At 58.8% G+C, this 23490-nt stretch carries 12 protein-coding genes and 9 pseudogenes; 11 read left to right on the top strand and 10 right to left on the bottom strand.

What is annotated here, in order from left to right; genetic code table 11:
* Positions 1-104 precede the first annotated feature (104 nt).
* From CES87_RS28110 to CES87_RS28095, 4 genes and pseudogenes are all read left to right on the top strand, one after another.
* Positions 105-560 carry a (2Fe-2S)-binding protein gene (locus tag CES87_RS28110; RefSeq protein ID WP_128608665.1) on the top strand — a complete coding sequence of 152 codons (456 nt, stop codon included), beginning with the start codon at positions 105-107 and terminating at the stop codon, positions 558-560.
* A gap of 5 nt (positions 561-565) precedes the next feature.
* A complete protein-coding gene (locus CES87_RS28105; protein ID WP_128608664.1) occupies positions 566-2734 on the top strand; it encodes a xanthine dehydrogenase family protein molybdopterin-binding subunit in 2169 nt (722 codons plus the stop codon).
* A gap of 1 nt (position 2735) precedes the next feature.
* Positions 2736-3316 (top strand): annotated as a pseudogene (locus CES87_RS28100) (hypothetical protein).
* A 73-nt stretch (positions 3317-3389) separates the two neighbouring features.
* A complete protein-coding gene (locus tag CES87_RS28095; protein ID WP_128608663.1) occupies positions 3390-3962 on the top strand; it encodes a GGDEF domain-containing protein in 573 nt (190 codons plus the stop codon).
* 73 nt (positions 3963-4035) lie between these two features.
* Here the strand turns inward: CES87_RS28095 and CES87_RS28090 are convergent, their stop codons facing one another.
* A complete protein-coding gene (locus tag CES87_RS28090) occupies positions 4036-4461 on the bottom strand; it encodes a VOC family protein (protein ID WP_128608716.1) in 426 nt (141 codons plus the stop codon).
* Between the two features lie 110 nt (positions 4462-4571).
* On the opposite strand from CES87_RS28090, the pseudogene CES87_RS28085 reads away from it, so the two are divergent.
* Positions 4572-5429 (top strand): annotated as a pseudogene (locus CES87_RS28085) (LysR family transcriptional regulator).
* A gap of 171 nt (positions 5430-5600) precedes the next feature.
* On the opposite strand, the pseudogene fabI reads toward CES87_RS28085, so the two are convergent.
* The 8 genes and pseudogenes from fabI to gloB form a co-directional block, all read right to left on the bottom strand.
* Positions 5601-6394, bottom strand: a pseudogene (gene fabI / locus CES87_RS28080) (enoyl-ACP reductase FabI).
* A gap of 21 nt (positions 6395-6415) precedes the next feature.
* A pseudogene (locus CES87_RS28075) lies at positions 6416-8023 on the bottom strand (ABC transporter ATP-binding protein).
* 1 nt (position 8024) lies between these two features.
* Positions 8025-9043, bottom strand: a pseudogene (locus CES87_RS28070) (ABC transporter permease).
* A gap of 1 nt (position 9044) precedes the next feature.
* A complete protein-coding gene (locus CES87_RS28065) occupies positions 9045-10118 on the bottom strand; it encodes a microcin C ABC transporter permease YejB (protein WP_128608662.1) in 1074 nt (357 codons plus the stop codon).
* 4 nt (positions 10119-10122) lie between these two features.
* Positions 10123-11964: an extracellular solute-binding protein gene (locus tag CES87_RS28060; RefSeq protein ID WP_128608661.1), complete on the bottom strand. Its 1842-nt coding sequence runs from the start codon at positions 11962-11964 to the stop codon at positions 10123-10125.
* The gene (locus CES87_RS28055; RefSeq protein ID WP_371858275.1) at positions 11961-13769 is read right to left on the bottom strand and encodes an extracellular solute-binding protein; all 1809 of its coding nucleotides are present in this window, start codon (positions 13767-13769) and stop codon (positions 11961-11963) included. Before CES87_RS28055 ends, CES87_RS28060 begins: the two co-directional genes overlap by 4 nt.
* A gap of 295 nt (positions 13770-14064) precedes the next feature.
* Positions 14065-15513 (bottom strand): transglycosylase SLT domain-containing protein, encoded by a 1449-nt coding sequence (locus CES87_RS28045; protein ID WP_128608715.1) that lies wholly within the window; start codon positions 15511-15513, stop codon positions 14065-14067.
* Between the two features lie 98 nt (positions 15514-15611).
* Positions 15612-16377 (bottom strand): annotated as a pseudogene (gene gloB, locus CES87_RS28040) (hydroxyacylglutathione hydrolase).
* Positions 16378-16442: 65 nt separating this feature from the next.
* Here gloB and CES87_RS28035 point away from each other — a divergent pair.
* The 6 genes and pseudogenes from CES87_RS28035 to CES87_RS28010 all read left to right on the top strand — a co-directional run bounded on the left by CES87_RS28035 (position 16443) and on the right by CES87_RS28010 (position 22648).
* On the top strand, positions 16443-17201 hold the full coding sequence (locus CES87_RS28035) for a class I SAM-dependent methyltransferase (protein WP_128608658.1): 759 nt from the start codon (positions 16443-16445) through the stop codon (positions 17199-17201).
* 91 nt (positions 17202-17292) lie between these two features.
* Positions 17293-17744 (top strand): annotated as a pseudogene (gene rnhA, locus CES87_RS28030) (ribonuclease HI).
* Between the two features lie 408 nt (positions 17745-18152).
* Positions 18153-18884, top strand: a complete 732-nt coding sequence (locus tag CES87_RS28025) for a GntR family transcriptional regulator (RefSeq protein ID WP_128608657.1) — start codon at positions 18153-18155, stop codon at positions 18882-18884.
* A 135-nt stretch (positions 18885-19019) separates the two neighbouring features.
* A pseudogene (locus CES87_RS28020) lies at positions 19020-20297 on the top strand (MFS transporter).
* Between the two features lie 99 nt (positions 20298-20396).
* Positions 20397-21167: an amidohydrolase gene (locus CES87_RS28015; RefSeq protein ID WP_128608656.1), complete on the top strand. Its 771-nt coding sequence runs from the start codon at positions 20397-20399 to the stop codon at positions 21165-21167.
* Positions 21168-21742: 575 nt separating this feature from the next.
* A complete protein-coding gene (locus CES87_RS28010) occupies positions 21743-22648 on the top strand; it encodes an MFS transporter (RefSeq protein WP_256591120.1) in 906 nt (301 codons plus the stop codon).
* Positions 22649-22818: 170 nt separating this feature from the next.
* Here CES87_RS28010 and CES87_RS28005 read toward each other — a convergent pair.
* Positions 22819-23490, bottom strand: a pseudogene (locus tag CES87_RS28005) (multicopper oxidase domain-containing protein); the annotation flags it as partial.

Here is a 23490-nt window from a genome sequence, read left to right as displayed (position 1 = left end):
CAAAGCTTGCTCGCGATAGCGGTGGCTCAGTTGTCATCAATGTGGTTTGTGCCGACGCCATCGCGAGCAAGCTTTGCTCCTACAAAAAACGGCGGACCTTCGCAATGCTGACCCTCAACATCAATGGCAAGGACCAGGAACTCGATGTCCCCGCGGACATGCCGCTGCTCTGGGTCCTGCGTGATGTCGCGCACCTGACTGGAACCAAGTTCGGCTGCGGCATGGCCCAGTGCGGCGCCTGCACCGTGCACATCGACGGCGCGCCGCTACGTTCCTGCATCACGCCCGTCACAGCCGTGGCCCATGGCCAGAAAATCCTCACCATCGAAGGGCTGTCGATTGATGGTTCGCACCCGGTGCAGCGAGCCTGGGCCGAGCTCGATGTGGTCCAGTGCGGTTACTGCCAGTCCGGGCAAATCATGTCGGCGGCAGCGTTGCTGGCGAAGATCGCGCAACCGACCGACAGCGACATCGATCAGGCGTTGTCCGGCAACATCTGTCGCTGCGGCACCTATCCAAGAATTCGCGCCGCGGTCAAACGCGCCGCCCAATTGGCTTGATGGCCATGAACAGCCTCAATCTGCTGTCACGAAGAGGATTTCTCAAGGGCAGTGTTGTGCTTGGCGGCGGGCTGGTGGTCGCGTTTGTCATCCCAGGTAAACACCGCTTTGCCATGGGCGCCGAGAATCAGGGTGACGTGTTCGCGCCCAATGCCTTTTTGCGCATCGGCAATGACAACAGCGTCACCGTGTTGCTCGGCCATTCGGAAATGGGTCAGGGCATCTGGACCGGCCTGACCATGTTGATCGCTGAAGAACTGGACGCCGACTGGTCGAAAATTCGCGTCGAACATTCCCCGGCCTCCGCCAAGGACTATGGTCTGGCCGGGTTCGGCGGCATGCAGATCACCGGCGGCTCGACTTCGACCCGGATGGAGTTCGATCGCTACCGCCAGGCTGGTGCGGCGGCGCGGTTGATGTTGATCGAGGCGGCGGCCAAGCGCTTCAATGTCGCGCCTTCGCAGGTTCGCACCGAATCGGGCGTGGTGATTGCCAGCGATCAGAGCGCCACCTACGGCGAACTGGCCGATGACGCCGGCAAGCTGCCGGTACCGGACCCAGCATCGATCAAACTTAAAGACGCGAAAGACTGGAAAATCATCGGCAAACCCACCAAGCGCCTGGATACACCGGAGAAAATCACCGGCCGCGCGAAGTTTGGCATGGACGTGCAGTTCGATGGCCTGATGACGGCGATGGTCGCCCGTTCGCCGGTGTTCGGCGGTAGCGTCAAATCCTTTGAAGGCGCCGAAGCGCTGGCAGTACCCGGCGTGCACAAAGTTGTACAGGTGCCGACCGGCGTGGCGGTGATCGCCGATCACTATTGGGCGGCAAAACTGGGGCGTGATGCGCTAAAGGTCGAATGGGACCTGGGGCCGAACACCGGGCTCGACAGTCAGAAACTGCTGGAGAGCTTTCGCAAACTTGCCGCCACCCCAGGCCTCCCGGCCAGCCAGGCCGGTGATACCAAGGCGGCGTTGGCCAAAGCGACCAAGACCCTGGACGTTGAATACAGCGTGCCTTACCTGGCCCATGCACCGATGGAACCGCTCAATTGCACGGTGAAAATCACCCAGGACAAATGCGAGATCTGGACCGGTACGCAGTTCCAGACCCTGGACCAGATGATCGCCGGAAAAATCACCGGGCTTAAACCCGAACAGGTCGAGATTCACACCGAGTTCCTCGGCGGTGGCTTCGGCCGACGGGCCAACCCGACTTCGGACTTTGTCGCGGAAGCAGTACAGGTCGCTAAAGCCGCAGGCGGGCCGGTGAAAACCGTGTGGGCGCGGGAGGATGATATCCGTGGCGGTTATTACCGCTCGGCGTTCCTGCATCAGGCGCGGGTCGGTCTGGGCGCTGATGGCCTGCCGATGGCGTGGAAACATGTGCTGGTCGGGCAGTCGATCATGGCCGGCACCTCGCTCGAAGCAGCCATGGTCAAGAACGGCATCGACAGGACCTCGGTGGAAGGCGTGGCGGACAGTCCCTACATTGAAGGTCTGGCTGACCATCAAGTTGACCTGCACTCGCCAAAGACCGGTATCAGCGTGCTGTGGCTGCGTTCGGTGGGGCATACCCACACCGCCTTCGTCATGGAATCGCTGATCGATGAACTCGCCACGGCGGCGGGCAAGGATCCGGTGGAGTACCGGCGCACCTTGCTCAAGGACCATCCTCGGCACCTTGGTGTACTGAACCTTGCGGTGGAGAAGGCCAATTGGAAAGGGCCGTTGCCGGACGGCCATGCCTTGGGCGTGGCGGTGCATGAATCTTTCGGCAGTTACGTGGCCCATGTCGCCGAAGTGTCCCAGGACAACCTGGCGATTCGCGTGCATCGGGTGGTGTGTGCGGTGGACTGCGGGATTGCGGTCAACCCGCAAAGCATCGCGGCGCAGATGGAGTCGTGCATCGCCTTCGGCCTGAGCTTCACCTTGCACAGCAAACTGACGATCAAGGACGGGCAGGTGGTGCAGTCCAACTACCACGATTATCAGGTGTTGCGGCTAAACGAGATGCCCGTGGTCGAAGTGCATATCCTGCCCAGCAGCGAAAAACCCGGCGGCATCGGTGAGGCCGGTGTGCCACCCACGGCGCCGGCAGTGGCCAATGCGGTGTTCGCCCTGACCGGGCAGCGCCTGCGGGAACTGCCGCTGCAGCTGTCGGGGGTGTGAGATGAAACGACATCACTGGGTACTCGGCGCGGTGATCCTGATTTGCCTTTTCATCTATGCAACGGAGTTGTTCGCCGACGACAAGGAGGCCGTAAAGGCTTTCGATACCGTGCAGAAAGTCTTCCAGAGTCCACGTTGCCAAAACTGCCACATTCCCGGCGACTCACCGTTGCAGTTCGATGCCGGAACTCCCCACGCGATGAACGTGGTGCGGGGCATGGACGGCAAAGGGGCAGTGGGTTTGCCCTGTGCCACTTGCCATGCCGATGCCAATCCGCCGGCCAGTTACGGTCCCAAGGCACCCCCGGGCGCACCGCATTGGAGCCTGCCGCCGGCGGCGCACAAAATGGCCTGGATCGGCCTGCCGCCCGACAAACTGTGCAGCATGATCAAGGACCGCGCGAGCAATGGCGACCGGGATTTCGCGGCGCTGATCAAGCACGTCAGCGAAGACAAACTGGTGCTGTGGGGCTGGAATCCGGGCGGCAATCGCGCACCGGTGCCGGTGCCGCACGATATTTTGTCACCCAGTTCAAGCTCTGGGCCGAGGCAGGAGGGCCTTGCCCGGTGTTAGGTACTTGACCATCGGTCAATGAACACGGAGTCAAACCGGTGTCGAGGACTCTAAAGAACATACCCTCCATGGGAGTATGTGATGCTGATTCCAGGCAAACCGCACAAGACAGGTGTATGTGCAGGGACGTCACAACAGGAGCGCGAGCTTCTGCGCGATCTCGCCCGTAAGGCCGAGCAAGAGCTGATCGGGGTGCAGATGGCGAGCATGGATGAGTTGACGTTGCTGCCCAACCGACACGGCTTCATTGCCCTGGCTAAATTGGGGCTGGAGGCCTGCATGCAACTGGAGAGACCGGCGACCCTGCTGTTTTTCAATCTGGATGAATTCAAGCGTATCAACTACCTGTATGGCCGTGCGGAAGGCGACAACGCACTGAAAACCTATGCCGATGTGCTGCGCATCGGTTTTCGGGAAAGCGATGTGATCGGCCGGCTGGAAGGTGCCACCTTTGTTGCTTTGCTGACGGGCTCTTGTGGCGTGGATATTACGGCGATCAGGGCGCGGCTCGAAGAGATGCTCGATGAACGCAACGCCACGGCGCATCGCAGTTATGACATTCGCTTCAGCATTGGGCAGATCGAGTATGACCCTGTGGATCATGACTCGGTTGAAGCGCTTTTGGTTGAGGCGGAAACGGTGTTGGGCCGGTAGTCCAACGTATTTTTTGCGGGCCTCTTCGCGGGCAAGCCTCGCTCCTACAGGGGGGCGTCCTGACATTCAACACCTATTTGGCAAACAACTGCCCAATATCCTTGAACGCCTTGAACTCCAGCGCATTCCCACAAGGATCGAACAAAAACATCGTCGCCTGCTCACCCACCAATCCCTGAAAACGAATCCCCGGCTCAATCACAAAGCGCGTATCCAACGATTTCAGCCGTTCGGCGAGCGCCTCCCATTCCGCCATCCCCAGCACCACGCCGAAATGTGGCACCGGCACGTCATGACCGTCGACGGCGTTGGTGTGGGCGGCTTCTTGCGAGGCGTTTTTCGGCGCCAGGTGAATCACCAGTTGATGGCCGAAAAAATTGAAATCGACCCAGTGGTCGCTGGAACGACCTTCTTCCAGACCAAACACGCTGCCATAGAAGTGCCGTGCGGCGGCCAGGTCATAAACCGGAATGGCCAGGTGAAAAGGGGAAAGTTGCATCAGGCGTGCCTCGGTTTTGGAAGATGAGGCTGAGTTTATCCCTGTGCTTTTAGATTGAAAGACGATATTTTTGCATCGAGCACAAATTATTTCGATCAATTGAGGCCGCCATGCTGCGAGAACTGAAAACCTTTATCGCGGTGGCGCGTTACGGCACTTCGCTGCGGCGGGCATACACATCGGTTTGACGCAGTCGGCGGTCAGCGCGCAGATTCGCAATCTGGAACAAGCCTTGGGCATTCGTCTGTTCGATCGCACTGGGCGTCAGGCGCTGCTCAATGCGGCGGGGCAGCGCGCGATACCGATGGCCAGGGAGATGCTGGAGACCTTCAGCCGCATGGCAATTAGCGATGATGTCAGCGAGTACCGTGGCGAGTTGAAGATCGGCGCCGTGGCCACGGTACAGACCGGGTTGTTGCCACAGGCATTGTTGCGGTTGCGTCAGCAGGCGCCGCGGCTGGAACCGAAACTGGTGCCCGGCGTATCCCTCAACCTGTTGAGCCAGGTAGACACTGGCGAAGTGGACCTGGCGATCATGATCAAACCGCCGTTGAACTGCCCAAGGAGCTGTCAGCGCAAGTGATCCGCCGCGAGCCGTTCGTGCTGATTGTGCCGGCGGACCTCGAAGGTGACGAGCCGCTTAAGTTGCTCGCCGAACATCCCCATGTGCGCTACGACCGCAACTCCTTCGGCGGGCGCCTGGTCACGCGGTTTCTGCGTGAACAGCAGATCGACGTGCACGTGCCCTGGAGCTGGATGAGCTGGAAGCCATTGTGAAAATGGTCGAATGTGGATTAGGGATTTCATTGTTGCCCGAGGCAGGGCTGTGGCTAGAGCATGGGGCGAAGGTCAGGGTGATTCGGTTGGGCGAGTTGACCTTTTACCGTGAAATAGTCCTGTTGCAGCGATACAGCCAGCGACAGCAGCCGATTCAGCAGTTATTCGCAAATTGTCTGACACAACACTGAACCCTGTAGGAGCGGGCTTGCTCGCGAATGCGGTGTATCAGTAAAAGAAAATGTCGACTGACACACCGCATTCGCGAGCAAGCCCGCTCCCACATTGGATTGCATCAGGGCTGAAAATGCAGACATAAAAAACCCGCCAGAAGAGGCGGGTTTTTAGTGGCTAACCGAAAATCACTCTTCGATGTTGCCCATGGCCGTGGTGTTGAAACCACCGTCCACGTACATGATTCGCCGCTGATGCCGGACGCCAGGTCCGAGCACAGGAACGCGCCGGCGTTGCCGACTTCATCGATGGTGACGTTGCGACGCAGCGGGGTTTGCGCTTCGTTGGCGGCCAGCATCTTGCGGAAGTTCTTGATGCCGGAAGCGGCGAGGGTACGGATCGGGCCAGCCGATACGCAGTTGACGCGAGTACCGTCCGGGCCCAGGGAGCCGGCCAGGTAACGAACGCCAGCCTCCAGGGATGCCTTGGCCATGCCCATCACGTTGTAGTTCGGCATGGTGCGCTCGGCGCCCAGGTACGACAGGGTCAGCAGGCTACCGTTGCGGCCTTTCATCATTTCGCGACCAGCCTTGGCCAAGGCCACGAAGCTGTAGGCGCTGATGTCGTGAGCGATGCGGAAACCTTCGCGGGTGGTGGCTTCGGTGAAGTCGCCGTCCAGTTGGTCGCCCGGGGCGAAGCCGACGGAGTGCACGATGCAGTCCAGGCCGTCCCACTTCTTGCTCAACTCTTCGAAGACCTTGGCGATTTCTGCATCGCTGGCCACGTCGCACGGGAAGCACAGCTCAGGGCTCGAACCCCAGCCTTGTGCGAATTCTTCGACACGACCCTTGAGTTTGTCGTTCTGATAAGTGAAGGCAAGCTCAGCGCCCTCGCGATGCATGGCGGCAGCGATGCCGGATGCGATGGACAGCTTGCTGGCGACACCGACGATCAGTACGCGCTTACCGGCGAGAAAACCCATGTGTTGCTCCTCTCTTTCAGGTTATTGCGCAGTGTCCGGAGCCAGGAAAGCGGCTTCCAGCAACTGCTGTGTATACGGATGTTGGGGGCGGCAAAAATGCTTGCGCGTCTCCCTGTTCGACCACTTGGCCATGCTTGACCACCATCAACTGGTGGCTCAGTGCTTGACGACAGCCAGGTCATGGCTGATAAACAGATACGTCAGGTTGTACTTGGTTTGCAGTGAACGCAGCAGCTCCACCACTTGGCGCTGTACTGTCCGGTCGAGGGCCGAAGTCGGCTCGTCCAGCAGAATCAACGCCGGTTTTAGCACTAATGCCCGGGCAATGGCGATTCTCTGCCGTTGCCCGCCGGAAAATTCGTGGGGGTAGCGGTGCCGGGTATCCGGGTCCAGTCCTACCTCCTTGAGTACCGCAATAATCGCTTGTTCCTGTTCAGCCTCGGTGCCGATCTTGTGGATCCGCAGGCCTTCGCCAACAATCTGGCTCACGCACATCCGCGGGCTCAGACTGCCGAACGGGTCCTGAAACACCACTTGCATCTCCCGCCGTAGCGGTCTGACTTGTTGCTGCGTCAGGCAGTCTAGCTGCTTGCCTTCAAAACGGATGGCGCCTTTGCTGCCGATCAACCGCAAGATCGCCAGACCCAGCGTCGATTTGCCGGAACCGCTTTCGCCCACGATCCCCAGGGTCTGGCCCTGGGGCAGGCTGAAATTGATGCCGTCTACCGCTTTGATGTAATCCACCGTGCGCTTGAGCAAGCCTTTCTTGATCGGAAACCAGACTTTCAGGTCATCGACCGCCAGTAATGGCGGGCCGATCACGTTGGTCGCCGGTTTGCCGCTGGGCTCTGCTGCCAGCAGGATCCGAGTGTACGGATGCTGCGGCGCGCGGAACAGCTCTTCGCACGATGCCTGTTCGACGATGCGACCGCGCTGCATGACACATACGCGGTGTGCAATTCTTTTCACAAGGTTCAAATCGTGACTGATCAGTAGCAGCGCCATGCCCAGACGAGCCTGTAATTCCTTGAGCAATTCGAGGATTTTCAGCTGAACGGTCACGTCCAGCGCGGTGGTCGGCTCATCGGCGATCAGCAATTCCGGCTCGTTGGCCAGGGCCATGGCAATCATCACGCGCTGGCGCTGACCGCCAGACAATTCATGGGGCAGGGCCTTGAGCCGCTTGTGCGGCTCGGGAATGCCGACCATCTCAAGCAGCTCCAGGGTGCGTTTGGTCGCCACTTTGCCGACCAGGCCTTTGTGGATGCCCAGTACCTCGTTGATCTGCTTCTCGATCGAGTGCAGCGGATTGAGCGAGGTCATCGGCTCCTGAAAGATCATCGCGATCCGGTTTCCACGGATGTGGCGAATGGTTTTCTCTTTCAGGTTCAGCAGGTTTTGCCCGGAATATTCGATGGTGCCCGAGGGGTGCCGGGCAAGCGGGTAGGGCAGCAGGCGCAGGATCGAGTGGGCGGTCACCGATTTGCCGGAACCGCTTTCGCCCACCAGCGCCAGGGTTTCGCCGCGCTTGATATCGAAGCTGACATTTTCGACCACACGCTGGCAGTGGTCACCGACGACAAATTCGACGGCGAGGTCGCGCACTTCGATCAGATTGTTCTGATTCATTTCACTTCCTCGGGTCGAAGGCATCGCGAGCGGACTCGCCGATAAACACCAGCAAACTCAACATCAGCGCCAGCACGGCAAACGCGCTGATGCCCAGCCACGGCGCCTGCAGGTTGGATTTGCCCTGGGCCACCAGCTCACCCAGCGACGGGCTGCCTGCGGGCAGGCCAAAGCCGAGGAAGTCCAGGGCGGTCAGCGTACCGATGGCGCCGGTCAGGATGAACGGCATGAAGGTCATGGTCGAGACCATGGCGTTGGGCAGAATATGGCGGAACATGATCGCGCCATTCTGCATGCCCAGCGCCCGGGCCGCACGCACGTATTCAAGGTTGCGGCCGCGCAGGAATTCTGCGCGGACTACGTCCACCAGGCTCATCCAGGAAAACAGCAGCATGATCCCCAGCAGCCACCAGAAATTCGGCTGGACGAAACTGGCGAGGATGATCAGCAGGTACAGCACCGGCAAGCCGGACCAGATCTCCAGGAAACGCTGGCCGGCCAGGTCGACCCAGCCGCCGTAGAAGCCCTGCAAGGCGCCGGCAATGACGCCGACGATCGAGCTGAGAATGGTCAGTGTCAGGGCAAACAGCACCGAAACGCGGAAGCCGTAGATCACCCGGGCCAGCACGTCGCGGCCCTGGTCATCGGTGCCCAGCAGATTGTCCGCCGACGGCGGCGCGGGAGCCGGTACTCTCAGGTCGTAATTGATGCTCTGGTAGCTGAATGGAATCGGCGCCCACAGCACCCAGGCATCCTTGGCCTTGAGCAGTTCGCGGATATACGGGCTCTTGTAGTTGGCTTCCAGCGGGAACTCGCCGCCGAAGGTGGTTTCCGGATAACGCTTGAGGCCGGGAAATACCAGCCGTTGTCGTAGTGCACTACCAGCGGTTTGTCGTTGGCGATTAACTCGGCGCCGAGGCTGGCGCCGAACAGGATCAAAAACAGCCACAGCGACCACCAGCCGCGCTTGTTGGCCTTGAACAGTTCGAAGCGGCGGCGATTGAGAGGGGACAGGTTCATCTCAATGCTCCCGGCTTTCGAAGTCGATGCGCGGATCGACAAAGGTGTAGGTGAGGTCGCCGATCAGTTTCACCACCAGCCCCAGCAGGGTGAAGATGAACAGCGTGCCGAAGACCACCGGGTAATCGCGGTTGATGGCGGATTCGAAACTCATCAGGCCCAGGCCGTCGAGGGAAAAGATCACTTCCACCAGCAACGAGCCGGTGAAGAAGATGCCGATGAAGGCCGACGGGAAACCGGCGATCACCAGCAACATGGCGTTGCGGAACACATGGCCGTACAGCACGCGGTGATTGGTCAGGCCCTTGGCCTTGGCGGTGACCACGTATTGCTTGTTGATTTCATCGAGGAAGCTGTTTTTGGTCAGCAGCGTCATGGTTGCGAAGTTGCCGATCACCAGCGCGGTTACTGGCAGCGCCAGGTGCCAGAAGTAATCGAGGACCTTGCCGCCCATGCTCAGCTCATCGAAGTTGTTCGACGTCAGGCCGCGCAGCGGGAACCAGTCCAGATAGCTGCCGCCGGCAAACACCACGATCAGCAGGATGGCGAACAGGAACGCCGGGATTGCGTAGCCGACGATGATCGCCGAACTGGTCCAGACGTCGAAGTGGCTGCCATGTCGCGTGGCCTTGGCGATCCCCAGCGGGATCGACACCAGGTACATGATCAGCGTGCTCCACAGCCCTAGGGAGATCGACACCGGCATCTTTTCCTTGATCAGGTCGATGACCTTTGCGTCGCGGAAAAAACTGTCGCCGAAATCCAGGGTGGCGTAGTTCTTGACCATGATCCACAAGCGTTCCGGCGCCGATTTGTCGAAGCCGTACATGTGTTCGATTTCCTTGATCAGCGCAGGGTCCAGACCTTGTGCGCCGCGATAGGCGGAACCGGCCACCGACACTTCCGCGCCGCCACCGGCGATGCGGCTGGTGGCGCCTTCAAAGCCTTCGAGCTTGGCGATCATCTGTTCCACCGGCCCGCCGGGAGCGGCCTGGATGATCACGAAGTTGATCAGCAAAATGCCGAACAAGGTTGGAACGATCAGCAGCAGTCGCCGAAAAATATACGCCAGCATCTGATTACTCCGTGCCCGCAGGGTCGGCTTGCAATTTGGTTTCGATTTCTATGGCCGGTTTGGCATCGGGCTTGACCCACCAGGTGGCCGTGCCGATGTCATATTTTGGGGAGACCTTCGGGTGGCCGATGTGGTTCCAGTAGGCCACGCGCCAGGTCTTGATGTGCCAGTTGGGAATCACGTAATAGCCCCATTGCAGCACCCGGTCCAGTGCGCGGGCGTGGGCCACCAGGCTTTTGCGTGAATCGGCGTTGATCAGTTGCTCGACCAACTGGTCCACCACCGGGTCTTTCAGGCCCATGGAGTTACGGCTGCCGGGTTTGTCGGCGGCCGCGGTCATCCAGAACTCGCGTTGTTCGTTACCCGGCGAGTTGGATTGCGGGAAGCTGCCGACGATCATGTCGAAGTCCCGAGAGCGCACGCGGTTGACGTACTGCGAGACGTCGACCCGGCGGATCACCAGATCGATGCCAAGGTCACTGAGGTTACGCTTGAACGGCAGCAGCACCCGTTCGAATTCGGTCTGCGCCAGCAGGAATTCGATACTCACCGGTTTGCCGGTGGCGTCGACCATTTTGTCGTCGACGATGCGCCAGCCGGCATCCTGCAGCAGTTGATAGGCCTTGCGTTGCTGGGTGCGGATCATGCCGCTGCCGTCGGTCACCGGGTTCTGGAACGATTCACTGAATACTTGCTCGGGAATCTTGCCGCGCAATGGATTCAAAATTTCCAGCTGATCGGCGTCCGGCAGGCCGGTGGCGGCCATTTCCGAGTTTTCGAAATAACTGCGGGTGCGTGCGTAGGCGCCGTTGAACAGTTGCTTGTTGGTCCATTCAAAATCCAGCAACAGCGTCAGGGCCTGGCGCACGCGCACGTCCTGGAATACCGGGCGGCGCAGGTTGAACACGAAACCTTGCATGCCGGTGGGGTTGCCGTTGGGAATCTGTTCCTTGATCAGGCGGCCCTCAGTGACGGCCGGAATGTTGTAGGCATTGGCCCAGTTCTTTGCGGTCATCTCCAGCCAGTAATCGAACTGCCCGGCCTTGAGACCTTCCAGCGCCACGGTGTTGTCGCGGTAGTAGTCTGTGGTCATGACATCGAAGTTGTAAAAGCCGCGGTTGGCAGGCAGGTCCTTGCCCCAATAGTCCTTGACCCGCTCATAGCGCACTGAGCGTCCGGCCTTCACTTCGCTGACCTTGTACGGACCGCTGCCCAAAGGAGCTTCCAGGTTGCCTTTGCTGAAGTCGCGATTTGCCCACCAGTGTTTGGGCAGTACCGGCAGCTGACCAAGAATCAGCGGCAGTTCGCGGTTGTTGCTGTGCTTGAACTTGAACAGCACTGTCAGCGGATCTTCGGCCACCACGTCTTCGACGTCGTTGTAGTAACCGCGGTACATCGGCGCGCCATCCTTGATCAGGGTCTGGAAGCTGAAGACCACGTCTTCGGCACGCACCGGGTGGCCGTCATTGAACCGTGCTTCTGGCCGCAGATAGAAACGCACCCAGTCGTTGTTCGGGGCTTTTTCGATCTTGCTGGCGATCAGGCCGTATTCGGTGAAGGGCTCATCCAGACCCTGCTTGGCCAGCGTGTCGTAGATCAGGTCAATATCGTTGGCCGGAACGCCTTTGCTGATAAACGGGTTGAGGCTGTCGAAACCACCGAAACCGGCCTGGCGGAAGATGCCGCCCTTGGGCGCGTCCGGGTTGACGTAATCGAAGTGCTTGAAGTCGGCCGGGTATTTCGGCGGCTCGTTGTACAGGGTCAGGGCATGTTGCGGGGCGGCACAGGCCAGTCCTGCGAACAACAAGGCGCTGGCCTGCAACAGCAGGGCGCTTACGGGTTTCATTGATCTTTCTCCGAAGATTTCAGCCACCACGCACTCAGGCCCAGGGTATAGGGCGGCGTGGTGACGAAGGCGAACCGGTTGCGGTAGGCCAGGCGGTGATAATTGAGGTACCAGTTGGGAATCATGTAGTGCTGCCACAGCAGCACTCGGTCCAGCGCCTTGCCGGCAGCGACTTGCTCGTCGCGGGTCTGCGCCGCGAGCAATTGTTCGAGCAAATGATCGACCACCGGACTGGCGATGCCGGCGTAGTTCTTGCTGCCCTTGACCCCGGCCTGGCTGGAATGAAAGTACTGCCACTGTTCCAGACCGGGGCTCAGGGTCTGGTTGAGCGTCATCAGAATCATGTCGAAATCGAACTGGTCGAGGCGCTGTTTGTATTGCGCGCGATCCACCGTGCGCAGCCGCGCATCGACGCCGATGCTGGCGAGGTTCTCGACGTAGGGCTGGAGGATGCGTTCCAGGTTCGGATTGACTAGCAGGATCTCCAGGCGCAACGGTTGCCCGGCGGCATTCTGCAAGCGCTGGCCGTTGAGCTTCCAGCCGGCCTCGGCGAGCAGGCCGAGGGCCTTGCGCAGGGTGTCACGGGGAATGCCGCGGCCCTGGGTCTGCGGCAGGCTGAACGGCTCGGTGAACATCTTGGCGGGCAACTGGTCCCGCCAGGGCTTGAGCAATAGCCATTCATGACCGACCGGCAAACCGGTGGCCGAGAATTCACTATTGGGGTAGTAACTCATCGCACGTTTGTAGGCATCGCTGAAAAGCGTTCGGTTGGTCCACTCGAAGTCGAACATCAATCCCAGCGCTTCACGGACCCTGGCCTCTGAAAAAGCTTGCCGGCGGCTGTTCATGAACAACCCCTGAGTCTGGGTCGGGATTTGGTGCTGGATCTGCGCCTTGATCACGTCGCCACGTCGTATCGCCGGGAAGTTGTAGCCGTTGTCCCAGTTTTTTGCCTGATGCTCGATATAGATATCGAACTCGCCCGCCTTGAACGCTTCGAACGCTACATCGCTGTCACGGTAGAACTCGACTTCCATGCGATCGAAATTGTATTTGCCGCGATTGACTGGCAGGTCCTTGCCCCAGTAATCCTTGACTCGTTCGAACACGATCTGCCGCCCCGGCGTGACCGAAGTGATGCGATACGGCCCGCTACCCAGCGGCGGCTCGAAGGTGGTTGCCTTGAAGTCGCGACCTTTCCAGTAATGCTGCGGCAACACCGGTAACTCGCCCAGACGCAGGATCAGCAATGGATTGCCGGCACGCTTGAACACGAAACGGATGCGCTGCGGGTTGAGAATGTCGACGCGCAATACTTCCTGCAGGCTGGTGCGGTACTGCGGATGGCCTTCCTTGAGCAACAAGCGGTAGGAGAACGCCACGTCGTAGGCGGTGATCGGCGTGCCATCGTGAAAACGCGCCTCGGGCCGCAGGTTGAACACCACCCAGCTGCGGTCCTCGCTGTACTCCACCGATTGGGCGATCAGGCCATAACTGGAAGTCGGCTCGTCCCCGGATGGCGCGTACTGGCCGGTGCCGACCATCAGCGGCTCGTTGAGCTCGTTGATGCCGTATTGCAGGAAGTTCGGTGTGGTAACCGGGCTGGTGCCCTTGAAGGTGTACGGATTGAGCGTATCGAACGTGCCAAACGCCATCACCCGCAACGTCCCGCCCTTGGGCGCTTGCGGGTTGACCCAGTCGAAGTGGGTAAATCTGGCCGGGTACTTGAGCATGCCGAACTGCGCATAACCATGGCTTTCACTGATCGTCGCGCTTGCGGTGGAGCTCAAGGCCAGGCTGATCAGGAGCGAGAGGAGGGGACGCTTCAAGTAAGGAATTCGATCCAGGCGGCTTGGGCTTTGTGGCGGTACAGTAACAGCTTGTAAGGACAGGAAAAAGACGGGGGGATAATGCTGATATCGGTTAGAGAAGCAAACCGATCCCCTGTAGGAGCGAGCTCGCTCGCGATGGACGTGAACGATAACGTGTGTTTCCTGAATAAGCGCGTCGCCCTCAAGTCCATCGCGAGCAAGCTCGCTCCTACAGGGGGCAGGCAAGTCTCGCGGATAAAAAAGCCCCTGAAAAATCAGGGGCTCTTTTTTAGTGCGGATTGGAAACCGTCAGCATCTGCCCCGGTTTGAGCGCCTGACCGACGCGCGGATTCCAGCGCTTGAGGTGCTGCATTTCAACGTTGAAGCGTTTGGCCACGATGTACAGCGAGTCACCTTGCTGAACCTTGTACTGGGACTGCGGCTTCTTTGTCTCGCCCTTGGTTTTGGTGTTGGTCGCGACCATGGTGTTGATGCGTCCAGAGCCGTGTTTGCTGGTGTCCTGTATGACCAGGGTCTGGCCGGGCTTGAGGTTCTTGCCGCTCAGCTTGTTCCAGCGCTGCAAATCCTTGATGTCGACGTTGTTGGCCTTGGCGATGGTACCCAGGTTATCGCCACGCTTGACCCGGTAGTTGCGTTTTACGCTCGCCACGGCAGTTCTGTCTGCGCCTTCAAACACCGGTTTGAGTTGCTTTTTGCTGATCAGCTCTTCAGGACGCATGGTCTGCAGGCTGGTGGTCAGCAACTGCGCCTTGGACGTCGGCACCAGCAAATGCTGGGGACCGTCGATGGTGGTGCGCTGTTTGAAGGCCGGGTTGAGCTGGAACAGCTCGTCTTCGTCGATGTTGGCTACCGCGGCAACCTTTGACAGGTCCATGCGCTGGTTGATTTCGACGACCTGGAAGTACGGTTCGTTGGCGATCGGGTTGAGGTTCACGCCGTAGGCTTCAGGCGCCAGTACCACTTGCGACAGCGCCAGTAGCTTCGGCACATAGGCCTGGGTTTCGGCGGGCAGCGGCAGGTTCCAGTAGTCGGTCGGCAGGCCAAGCTTTTCATTACGCTCGATGGCCCGGCTGACCGTGCCTTCACCAGCGTTGTAAGCGGCCAGGGCCAGCAGCCAGTCACCGTTGAACATGTCGTGCAGGCGGGTCAGGTAGTCCATTGCGGCGGTGGTCGAAGCGGTAATGTCGCGGCGGCCATCGTAGAAACGGGTCTGACGCAGGTTGAAGTAACGTCCGGTGGACGGGATAAATTGCCACAAGCCAACCGCATCGGCCCGGGAATAGGCCATCGGGTTGTAGGCACTTTCAATCACTGGCAGCAGCGCCAGTTCCAGCGGCATGTTGCGTTCTTCAAGGCGTTCGACGATGTAATGAATGTAGAGGCTGCCGCGTTCGCCGGCGTTTTCGAGGAAGGACGGATTGCTGGCGAACCACAGGCGCTGTTGCTCGATGCGCGGGTTGACGCCCAGGCCATCCTGCAACTGGAAGCCCTGGCGCATGCGCTCCCAGACATCCTGGGGGATCTGCGGGCTCGGCTTTTCGCTGAGCCAGACGGGCTTTTGCTTGGCACGCGCGGCAATATTCGGAGTATGTGCCGCATCGGTTTGCGGTACATGGCTGGAACAGCCCGCCAATGTCGCGGACACAGCCACCGCTATGGCTTGCGCCAGACGGGTCAGAGCGTCCGAATTGATGGCCTTACGAATGGATGGCGACATTGGCTGGAAGTAAGTTTCGGGCAAAAATGTCGGGCGATTCTAGAAAGCACACCCCCTGCGGTCAACCATTCGTGATTTCGTACCCTCGTGCAAGGTGTTTAGAACTTGTCTTTCCAAGCCTTAGAGTTGCAAAAACCATATCGGGCCGAGAGTTATCAGTGCCGGTCCGTTCGTCCGCTTTTTCTTTAACGGATGTTTCTGCGGAACGCAAAAACGGATTTGTACGCTTTTCCAGGCCCACAGTAGACGGCAGCGTGATGATTCCGGCTTCCCGTTGTCGGGTGACCGTAGCCAGGCGTTCAAGTGTGTCCGGATTACCCGGTTCGACAGCGGCGGCGAAGCGCAAATTGCTCAGGGTGTACTCATGGGTACAGTACACCTGCGTGTCTTCGGGAAGCGCCGCGAGGCGTGACAGCGAGTGTACATTTGTTGGGGCGTGCCTTCGAACAGGCGTCCGCAACCGGCGGCGAACAGGGTGTCGCCACAAAACAGCAGGCCGCTATGATAATAGGCAATGTGCCCCAGGGTATGGCCGGGCACGGCGATGATCTTGAAGTCATGGCCCAGTACATTAATGCGGTCGTTATCCTTAAGCGCGATGTCCCGCCCCGGAATGTTTTCGCTGGCCGGACCGTAGACTTTCGCGTCCGTCGTTTTTTTTAGCTGTTCAACACCGCCGACATGGTCATGATGATGGTGAGTGATCAAAATATCGCTCAACACCCACTCCGGATTTGACATGAGCCAGGCCTGTACGGGCGCGGCATCGCCCGGGTCGACCACCGCGCAGCGCCGGGTGTTGTGATCTTTTAATAACCAGATGTAGTTGTCGGTAAAGGCGGGCAGGGCTGTGATCTGTATCATCGTCGGATTCGCCAAGCGGTAAACAATGGCGCATCTTAGAACTTCCTGGCGCGTTGGAGAATGCAATGACCGATAAAGCGTTCGCTCAGGCTGATCCTGACTGGTTGGCATTGATCAGCGCGGCCCGCGAGTGGCTGTCTGGTCCTCTCGGGCAGTTTTTGCTGGATGAAGAGCGGCGCATGCTCGAAGAAGAGCTTGGTCGCTTTTTCGGCGGCTATCTGGTGCATTACGGCCCGTCGGCCCAGACGCCGCCGTCGGCGCCGCAGGTCCAGCGCAACGTGCGCCTGGGTGCGCCGTTGCCGGGGGTCGAAATTGTCTGCGAAGAACAGGCCTGGCCATTGAGCGAACATGCCGCCGATGTAGTGGTATTGCAGCACGGGCTGGATTTTTGCCTGTCACCCCACGGTCTGCTGCGCGAAGCCGCGAGCAGTGTGCGGCCCGGCGGGCATCTGTTGATCGTCGGGATCAACCCCTGGAGCAGTTGGGGTTTGCGTCATGCGTTTGCCCACGATGCTCTGCGCAAGGCTCGCTGCATTTCGCCGTCGCGCGTGGCGGACTGGCTGAACCTGCTAGGCTTCGCGCTGGAGAAACGCCGCTTCGGGTGCTATCGTCCGCCGCTTGCTTCGCCCGCCTGGCAGGCCCGTCTGGCCGGTTGGGAACGCAAGGCCGGTGACTGGCAATTGTCCGGTGGCGGCTTCTACTTATTGGTCGCACGCAAGATCGTAGTGGGCCTGCGGCCGGTCCGTCAGGAGCGCCGAGAACCGATGGGCAAGCTGATTCCATTGCCGATGGCCAAGGTCAACCGCCGTCACATCGAACCGTAATACCTCTATATATTTCTGGCCGGGGTTACCCCGGTCTCGGGCATTGTCGATCACCGATCGGCGAGCCACCGCATTTTCTGGATAGATTGGCATGAGCGATAGCGTAGAACTGTTCACCGATGGCGCCTGCAAAGGCAACCCTGGACCTGGCGGCTGGGGTGCGTTGCTGGTGTGCAAGGGTGTTGAAAAGGAACTTTGGGGCGGCGAAGTCAACACCACCAACAACCGCATGGAGCTGATGGGCGCGATCCGCGGCCTGGAAGAGCTTAAGCGACCGTGCGACGTGCTGCTGGTGACTGACTCGCAGTATGTGATGAAAGGCATCAACGAGTGGATGGCCAACTGGAAAAACGCGGCTGGAAAACCGCCGCGAAAGAACCGGTGAAAAACGCCGACCTGTGGAAGATGCTCGACGAGCAGGTCAATCGCCACAACGTCACCTGGAAATGGGTACGCGGGCACATCGGCCACCACGGCAACGAACGGGCCGACCAGCTGGCGAATCGTGGTGTGGATGAAGTGCGCGGATACAAGCAGGCTTGACCTTTCCATTGCAGCATTGAGGCTCTCGTGATTCCGACGTAGCTTTTTTGTCACCAGCAACAGGTCTGCCGCAGGGGCGACTTGTCTGTGTCATTCCTGGCAATTCCATAGTCGCCGGGATGGTCACTTTCTCCAGGCCAGCCAAACAGAAAAAACCACCACTTTGGGGTTGTTCCACCGAACCCACCAGCGAGTTACCACGACGGGCAACTGTCGACCCGGGATGCAATTCCCGGAGCAATGGTTAACCCGTAACAAACCAGATTCGACGTCTCGGTACCTCCTATGGCCGCTCCGCGCACCATTCGTCCGCCAGGTTCGGTAACCCTTCTTGACAGAAAAATGCATCAGGAGAATACTCGCTCCAAGATTCATATATATGACTAGATAACAAGGTGAATAAAGTCGATGAATTCCTTGTCCAGTGATGTCCGCCTACCGCTTTATCAACGCCTACGAGATCAGTTGGCCGAACAGATTGCCAACAATCGTTGGCGTCCGGGAGAGGCCATTCCCACCGAAGCCGCGCTATCAGCGGAGTACCAACTGTCCACTGGCACCGTGCGCAAAGCCGTCGACGCGCTGGTCAGTGAAGGCATTCTGGAGCGTCAGCAAGGTCGAGGCACCTTCGTCCGTCGGCCTCAGTTTCAATCTTCGCTGTTCCGATTCTTCCGCTTCCAGACCGCCGCGGGCGAACGCCAGGTGCCGCAGAGTCGCATCTTGTCGATTGAGCCGGTGGCCGCACCCTCGGCTGTGGCACAAACGTTAGGCCTGCCAATCGACGCGCCGGTTATTCGCATTGTTCGCGTACGTCTTCTCGATGTTCAGCCGGTGCTTGCCGAAGAAATCTGGCTGCCTCGCAGCCGGTTTCAGCCGCTGCTGGAAATTGACCTGAGCCGAAAAGGGCCATTGCTTTACCCGATTTACGAAGAAGTCTGCGGTCAAGTCGTCGCCTCTGCCGAAGAAACACTCACCGCCGAGTCTGTAAACGACGTGCATGCGCGATTGTTGCAAGTACCGGTCAACAGTCCCGTGGTGGTGATCGAGCGTCTGGCGCGTGACTACGCCGGTACACCTTTGGAGTGGCGACGCTCGCGTGGGCACGCCGAGCATTTCCGCTACAGCGTGGATATTCGCTAGCGCCTTGCCTCAATAGCGGATCGCCCAACGGCGCCTGATCACCGCCGGATTCATCGTTTGCTTGCCATCCCCGGCCTCGTAGCGGCGCGGTTCGCTTTCGGCTGCCTCACGTTCCACTTATAAGGATAAGAAATCATGTTCAGCTGGTATCGCCAAGTCACTCCTCGGGAGCGCAAAACGTTTTGGGCCTGCTTCGGCGGATGGTCGCTGGACGCACTGGAAGTACAGATGTTCGGACTGGCCATTCCGGCGTTGATCGCCGCGTTCGCCCTGACCAAGGGTGATGCCGGGCTGATCAGCGGCGTCACGCTGGTCACTTCGGCCATCGGCGGTTGGGTAGGGGGACGTTGTCCGACCGCTACGGCCGGGTGCGTACGTTGCAGTGGATGATTTTGTGGTTCTCCTTCTTCACCTTCCTGTCCGCTTTCGTCACCGGGTTCCATCAGTTGCTGTTGGTCAAGGCAATGCAAGGCTTCGGCATTGGAGGTGAGTGGGCTGCGGGCGCGGTACTGATGGCCGAAACCATCAACCCGAAATTCCGAGGCAAAGTGATGGGCACTGTACAAAGTGCCTGGGCCGTCGGTTGGGGCCTGGCGGTCGGGGTATTTGCGCTGATTTATACGTTCGTACCGCAAGACATGGCCTGGCGTGTGATGTTTATCGTTGGCCTGCTGCCGTCGTTTCTGATCCTGTGGGTGCGGCGTAATGTCGAGGAGCCCGACAGTTTTCAGCGTCTGCAAAAAGAACACGCTATTCCTCAGAGCTTCTTCAAATCCCTGGCTGGTATTTTCCGTCCTGAACTGATCCGCGTAACGCTGTTCGGTGGGTTGTTGGGTTTGGGCGCACACGGTGGATACCACGCCGTGATGACGTGGCTGCCGACTTTCCTCAAGACCGAACGCAACCTGTCGGTGTTGAACTCTGGCGGCTACCTGGCCGTGATCATCTTTGCCTTCTGGTGTGGCTGCGTCGTCAGCGGATTCTTGATCGACCGTATTGGCCGCCGCAAAAACATCGTGCTGTTCGCCCTGTGCTGTGTCGTTACCGTGCAGTGCTACGTATTCATGCCCTGACCAATACCCAAATGCTGTTCCTCGGTTTTCCGCTCGGCTTCTTCGCGGCGGGCATTCCGGCAAGCCTGGGTGCACTGTTCAACGAGCTGTACCCGCGGACGTGCGCGGCGCTGGCGTGGGGTTTTGCTACAACTTCGGCCGAGTGCTCTCGGCGGTGTTCCCGTTTCTGGTCGGCCATATGAGTGACTCCATGTCGCTGGGCTCGGCCATTGGCATCGACGCCGGGATCGCTTACGGCGTGGCGGTAGTCGCCGCCCTCTGCCTGCCGGAAACCCGTGGTCGCAGTCTCGAAGCCACAACCTCATCCGTCCCGGTTAACGGCGAGAGCGCCCGAGCGTGATGATCCTCACTTGCGATAGATGAAACCCATGTCTGATACCTGTTCTACATCGATCACTGGCGTCGATTCCCATGCTCATGTCTTTAGTCGGGATTAAACCTGGCCGCTACACGGCGCTACGCACCTGACTACGATGCCACGCTTGCCGAGTATCTGAACCACCTGGGTGCCCATGGTTTGAGTCATGGCGTATTGGTGCAGCCGAGCTTTCTCGGCACCGACAATAGCTACCTGCTGGGGGCGTTGAGGCAGGCGCCGGAGCAGTTGCGAGGCGTGGTCGTGCTGGAGCCAGGCGTTAGTCGCGCCACGTTGAATGACATGGATCATCTGGGCGTGGTCGGCGTTCGCTTGAACCTGATGGGCAAGGCGTTACCTGATTTTCGTAACAGTGCCTGGAGAGAGTTTTTCCGCCACATCGCTGATCTTGACTGGCATGTCGAACTGCATCGGGAGGTAAAGGATTTGCCGGTACTGATTAATCAATTAGCGCCGTTCGGTTTGAAATTGGTGATTGATCACTTCGGCCGGCCGGATGCCAATTCGGGCGTCGATCAGCCAGGGTTTTGCGAGTTACTGGAGTTGGGTCAAGGGGTCAATCTGGATGAAGGTATCGGGAATCTATCGTTTGGGAGTACGCCACAACAGAACATCAATTTCGCTCGAATGGCGTTACCGCTGCTGGAGCAAAGTTTCGGCCGTAGCCAATTGGTGTGGGGCAGCGACTGGCCGCATACGCAGCATGAGCAAAGCATCGGTTTCGGCACAGTAATCGATCAGCTGCAAGCCCTGGAGTGTTCGACGCAGCTTATTTATTCGTTGCTCGTGCAAGCACCTCGAAAGTTATTCGGTTTTGCTAAAGGCGAAGGCTGAAGTTCACCCGCGCATTTGCAGAAGCCCATTCATCCTATCCATTTGTAACGATAACTTGCAGAACGTTTGAAATTCGACGTTGCAGTCAACCTCTCGTGCCGCATCGAGAAGTTCTGCGCAAGAGCAGCCTATTCCAATTACAAGAGAGTGGTTTCCATGAACAAGCCATCCAATGCTGAAATTGAAAGTTCGACGATGCGCAAGTTAGGGTATCGCCTGATTCCCTTTCTCGTACTCTGTTATTTCATCGCCTACATTGATCGGGTCATATCGGCTTCGCTGCCCTGACCATGAACCAGGACATCGGCCTGACGGCCAGCGCCTTCGGATTCGGCGCCACGCTGTTTTCGTTGCTTATGTACTCTGCGAAATGCCCAGCAACATGGCCATGGAGCGTTTTGGCGCCCGGCGGTGGATCGCGCGCATCATGATCACCTGGGGCATCGTCGGGTTCTGTTCGGCATTTGCGGTCGGGCCGATATCCTATTCGATTTCCCGCTTCCTCTTGGGTGCAGCCGAAGCCGGCTTCTTTCCCGGGTCATTCTTTACCTCACGCAGTGCATTCCCAAGCGTACATGGCTCGAATCGTTGCGCTGTTCATGGTGGCAATACCACTCTCCAACTTTCTCGGCTCACCTGTGTCGGCACTGCTGTTGCAACTGGACGGTGTGGCAGGATTCAAGGGATGGCAGTGGTTGCTTATGCTTGAAGCTATCCCCGCCGTTACCCTGGGATTGCTCGCGCTGAAAGTGTTGCCAAATCGGCCAAGCGAAGCGAAATGGTTGACTCGGCAGGAGCAGGATTGGCTGAGCGAGCAACTGACCAACGATAAGGCTGCGCGCGAAAGCGCAATTCCTCAGCATGCACATAGCGTAAGCGGCACCCTCAAGGCGGTGTTTACCAACAAATATGTATGGGTGCTTTCGTTTATCTATATGGGCAGTTCGGCAACCAGCAATACACTTTCGTTGTGGATGCCGCAGATCCTGAAATCCTTTCATTTGACCAATATGCAAACGGGTCTGCTGAACATGATTCCGTTCGGCATGGCAGCCGCGTTCATGATTTTTTGGGGACTGCGTGCGGACAAGAGCGGGGAACGGATCAAGAGCACTGCTATTCCGCTGGCCATTACTGCAGTGAGTTTCGCCGCCACACTGTTCACCGACTCCCTGACCATTACGCTGATACTGCTGACGCTCGTATTGATGGGCAACTATGCGATCAAGGGGCCGTTCTGGGCACTGTGTTCCGAATCCCTGCCGCCAGCGACTTTGGCCACCGCAATTGCAGCGATTAATACCTTTGCCCACTTGGGTACCGGTGCCATGAGCTCGGTGATCGGTGTACTGCGTGATCAGACCGGGAGCTTCCCTATCGCACTGATGCCGCTCTGTGCATTGACCGCTATCGGATCGCTATTGGTGTTTCTGATTGGCAAACAGAACCGTCGTGCGAAGCAAATCGCTGCGGTCATGTAGCTGACCCATTCCCTCTGAGGAGGCTCGAAATTGGCGGGCCTCCTCGTTCCGATTGATCCGGTTTTCGAGATACAACGTTGAGTGCCGAAGTCGCTAGCCTTTGCCTGCGCTGACACTGGTGCTGTTATCTCCTTGGTTATTGTTGACCTTGACCTGTGGTCCGACGCCATCCCCGTACGGAATTTCGGTAACGCAACCGAGTTCACGAATTTCACGCCGTCCCAGCTGGGCAATGGTGTGGGCATCAACTGGAACTGGCCCGGGTGCTCAGAGTCCCAGCGCAGCAGCATCGACGTGTCCTCATGCTGTGTGTTGTGGCAGTGCTCCATGTAGGTACCGGCAAACTCACGGATGCGCAGGGCCATTTCGACATTGTCGAGGCTGTCAGGATCGGAGCCTATACGGTAGATATCTTTGCGCGCCCCTTTCTCCCATTCTGGTGGTGTTTTCCCACCTCGACTGAGAATGATCCTTCCTCGAAGTGCACATGTACCGGGTGATTCCAGCCATTGCCACCGTTCTGGAACTTCCAGACTTCCAGCGTGCCTTCACCCTTGAACCCTGCCGATGTCGGGCCAGTGGCCAGTTGTGGCGCGGCTGAAATCCGGCGCGGGTCCATGTTGAAGCCTTCGCCGCCATCGGTCTTGATCGTCCAGGGCGAAAAATCTGTGCCGTCGGAGCGGCCAAAGATAAAGGTGCGGTGCCGTGCTTGGGCAAGCCGGGCGATATCGGCAGGGTCATCACGGTGCAAGGGCAGGGGATCATGAACTTGCCCTCGGGCTTGCCAGGCTTGGCGGGCTCGAAGTCGACCGGATTCATGCTGACATCCTGCCCGCTGTAAG

This window comes from Pseudomonas sp. ERMR1:02 (assembly GCF_002277815.1).
Taxonomy (GTDB): domain Bacteria; phylum Pseudomonadota; class Gammaproteobacteria; order Pseudomonadales; family Pseudomonadaceae; genus Aquipseudomonas.
The sequence above is the reverse complement of the archived record's forward strand: the minus strand, read 5'-3'. Positions and strand labels throughout refer to the sequence as shown.

Bases quoted from the DNA above. Each gene is read 5' to 3' on its own strand.
- CES87_RS28010 (WP_256591120.1), top strand. From the start codon at position 21,743: ATGGCTCGAATCGTTGCGCTGTTCATGGTGGCAATACCACTCTCCAAC.
- CES87_RS28105 (WP_128608664.1), top strand. From the start codon at position 566: ATGAACAGCCTCAATCTGCTGTCACGAAGAGGATTTCTCAAGGGCAGT.
- CES87_RS28110 (WP_128608665.1), top strand. From the start codon at position 105: ATGCTGACCCTCAACATCAATGGCAAGGACCAGGAACTCGATGTCCCC.
- CES87_RS28065 (WP_128608662.1), bottom strand. From the start codon at position 10,118: ATGCTGGCGTATATTTTTCGGCGACTGCTGCTGATCGTTCCAACCTTG.
- CES87_RS28090 (WP_128608716.1), bottom strand. From the start codon at position 4,461: ATGCAACTTTCCCCTTTTCACCTGGCCATTCCGGTTTATGACCTGGCC.
- CES87_RS28045 (WP_128608715.1), bottom strand. From the start codon at position 15,513: ATGTCGCCATCCATTCGTAAGGCCATCAATTCGGACGCTCTGACCCGT.
- CES87_RS28060 (WP_128608661.1), bottom strand. From the start codon at position 11,964: ATGAAACCCGTAAGCGCCCTGCTGTTGCAGGCCAGCGCCTTGTTGTTC.
- CES87_RS28095 (WP_128608663.1), top strand. From the start codon at position 3,390: ATGCTGATTCCAGGCAAACCGCACAAGACAGGTGTATGTGCAGGGACG.
- CES87_RS28025 (WP_128608657.1), top strand. From the start codon at position 18,153: ATGAATTCCTTGTCCAGTGATGTCCGCCTACCGCTTTATCAACGCCTA.
- CES87_RS28035 (WP_128608658.1), top strand. From the start codon at position 16,443: ATGACCGATAAAGCGTTCGCTCAGGCTGATCCTGACTGGTTGGCATTG.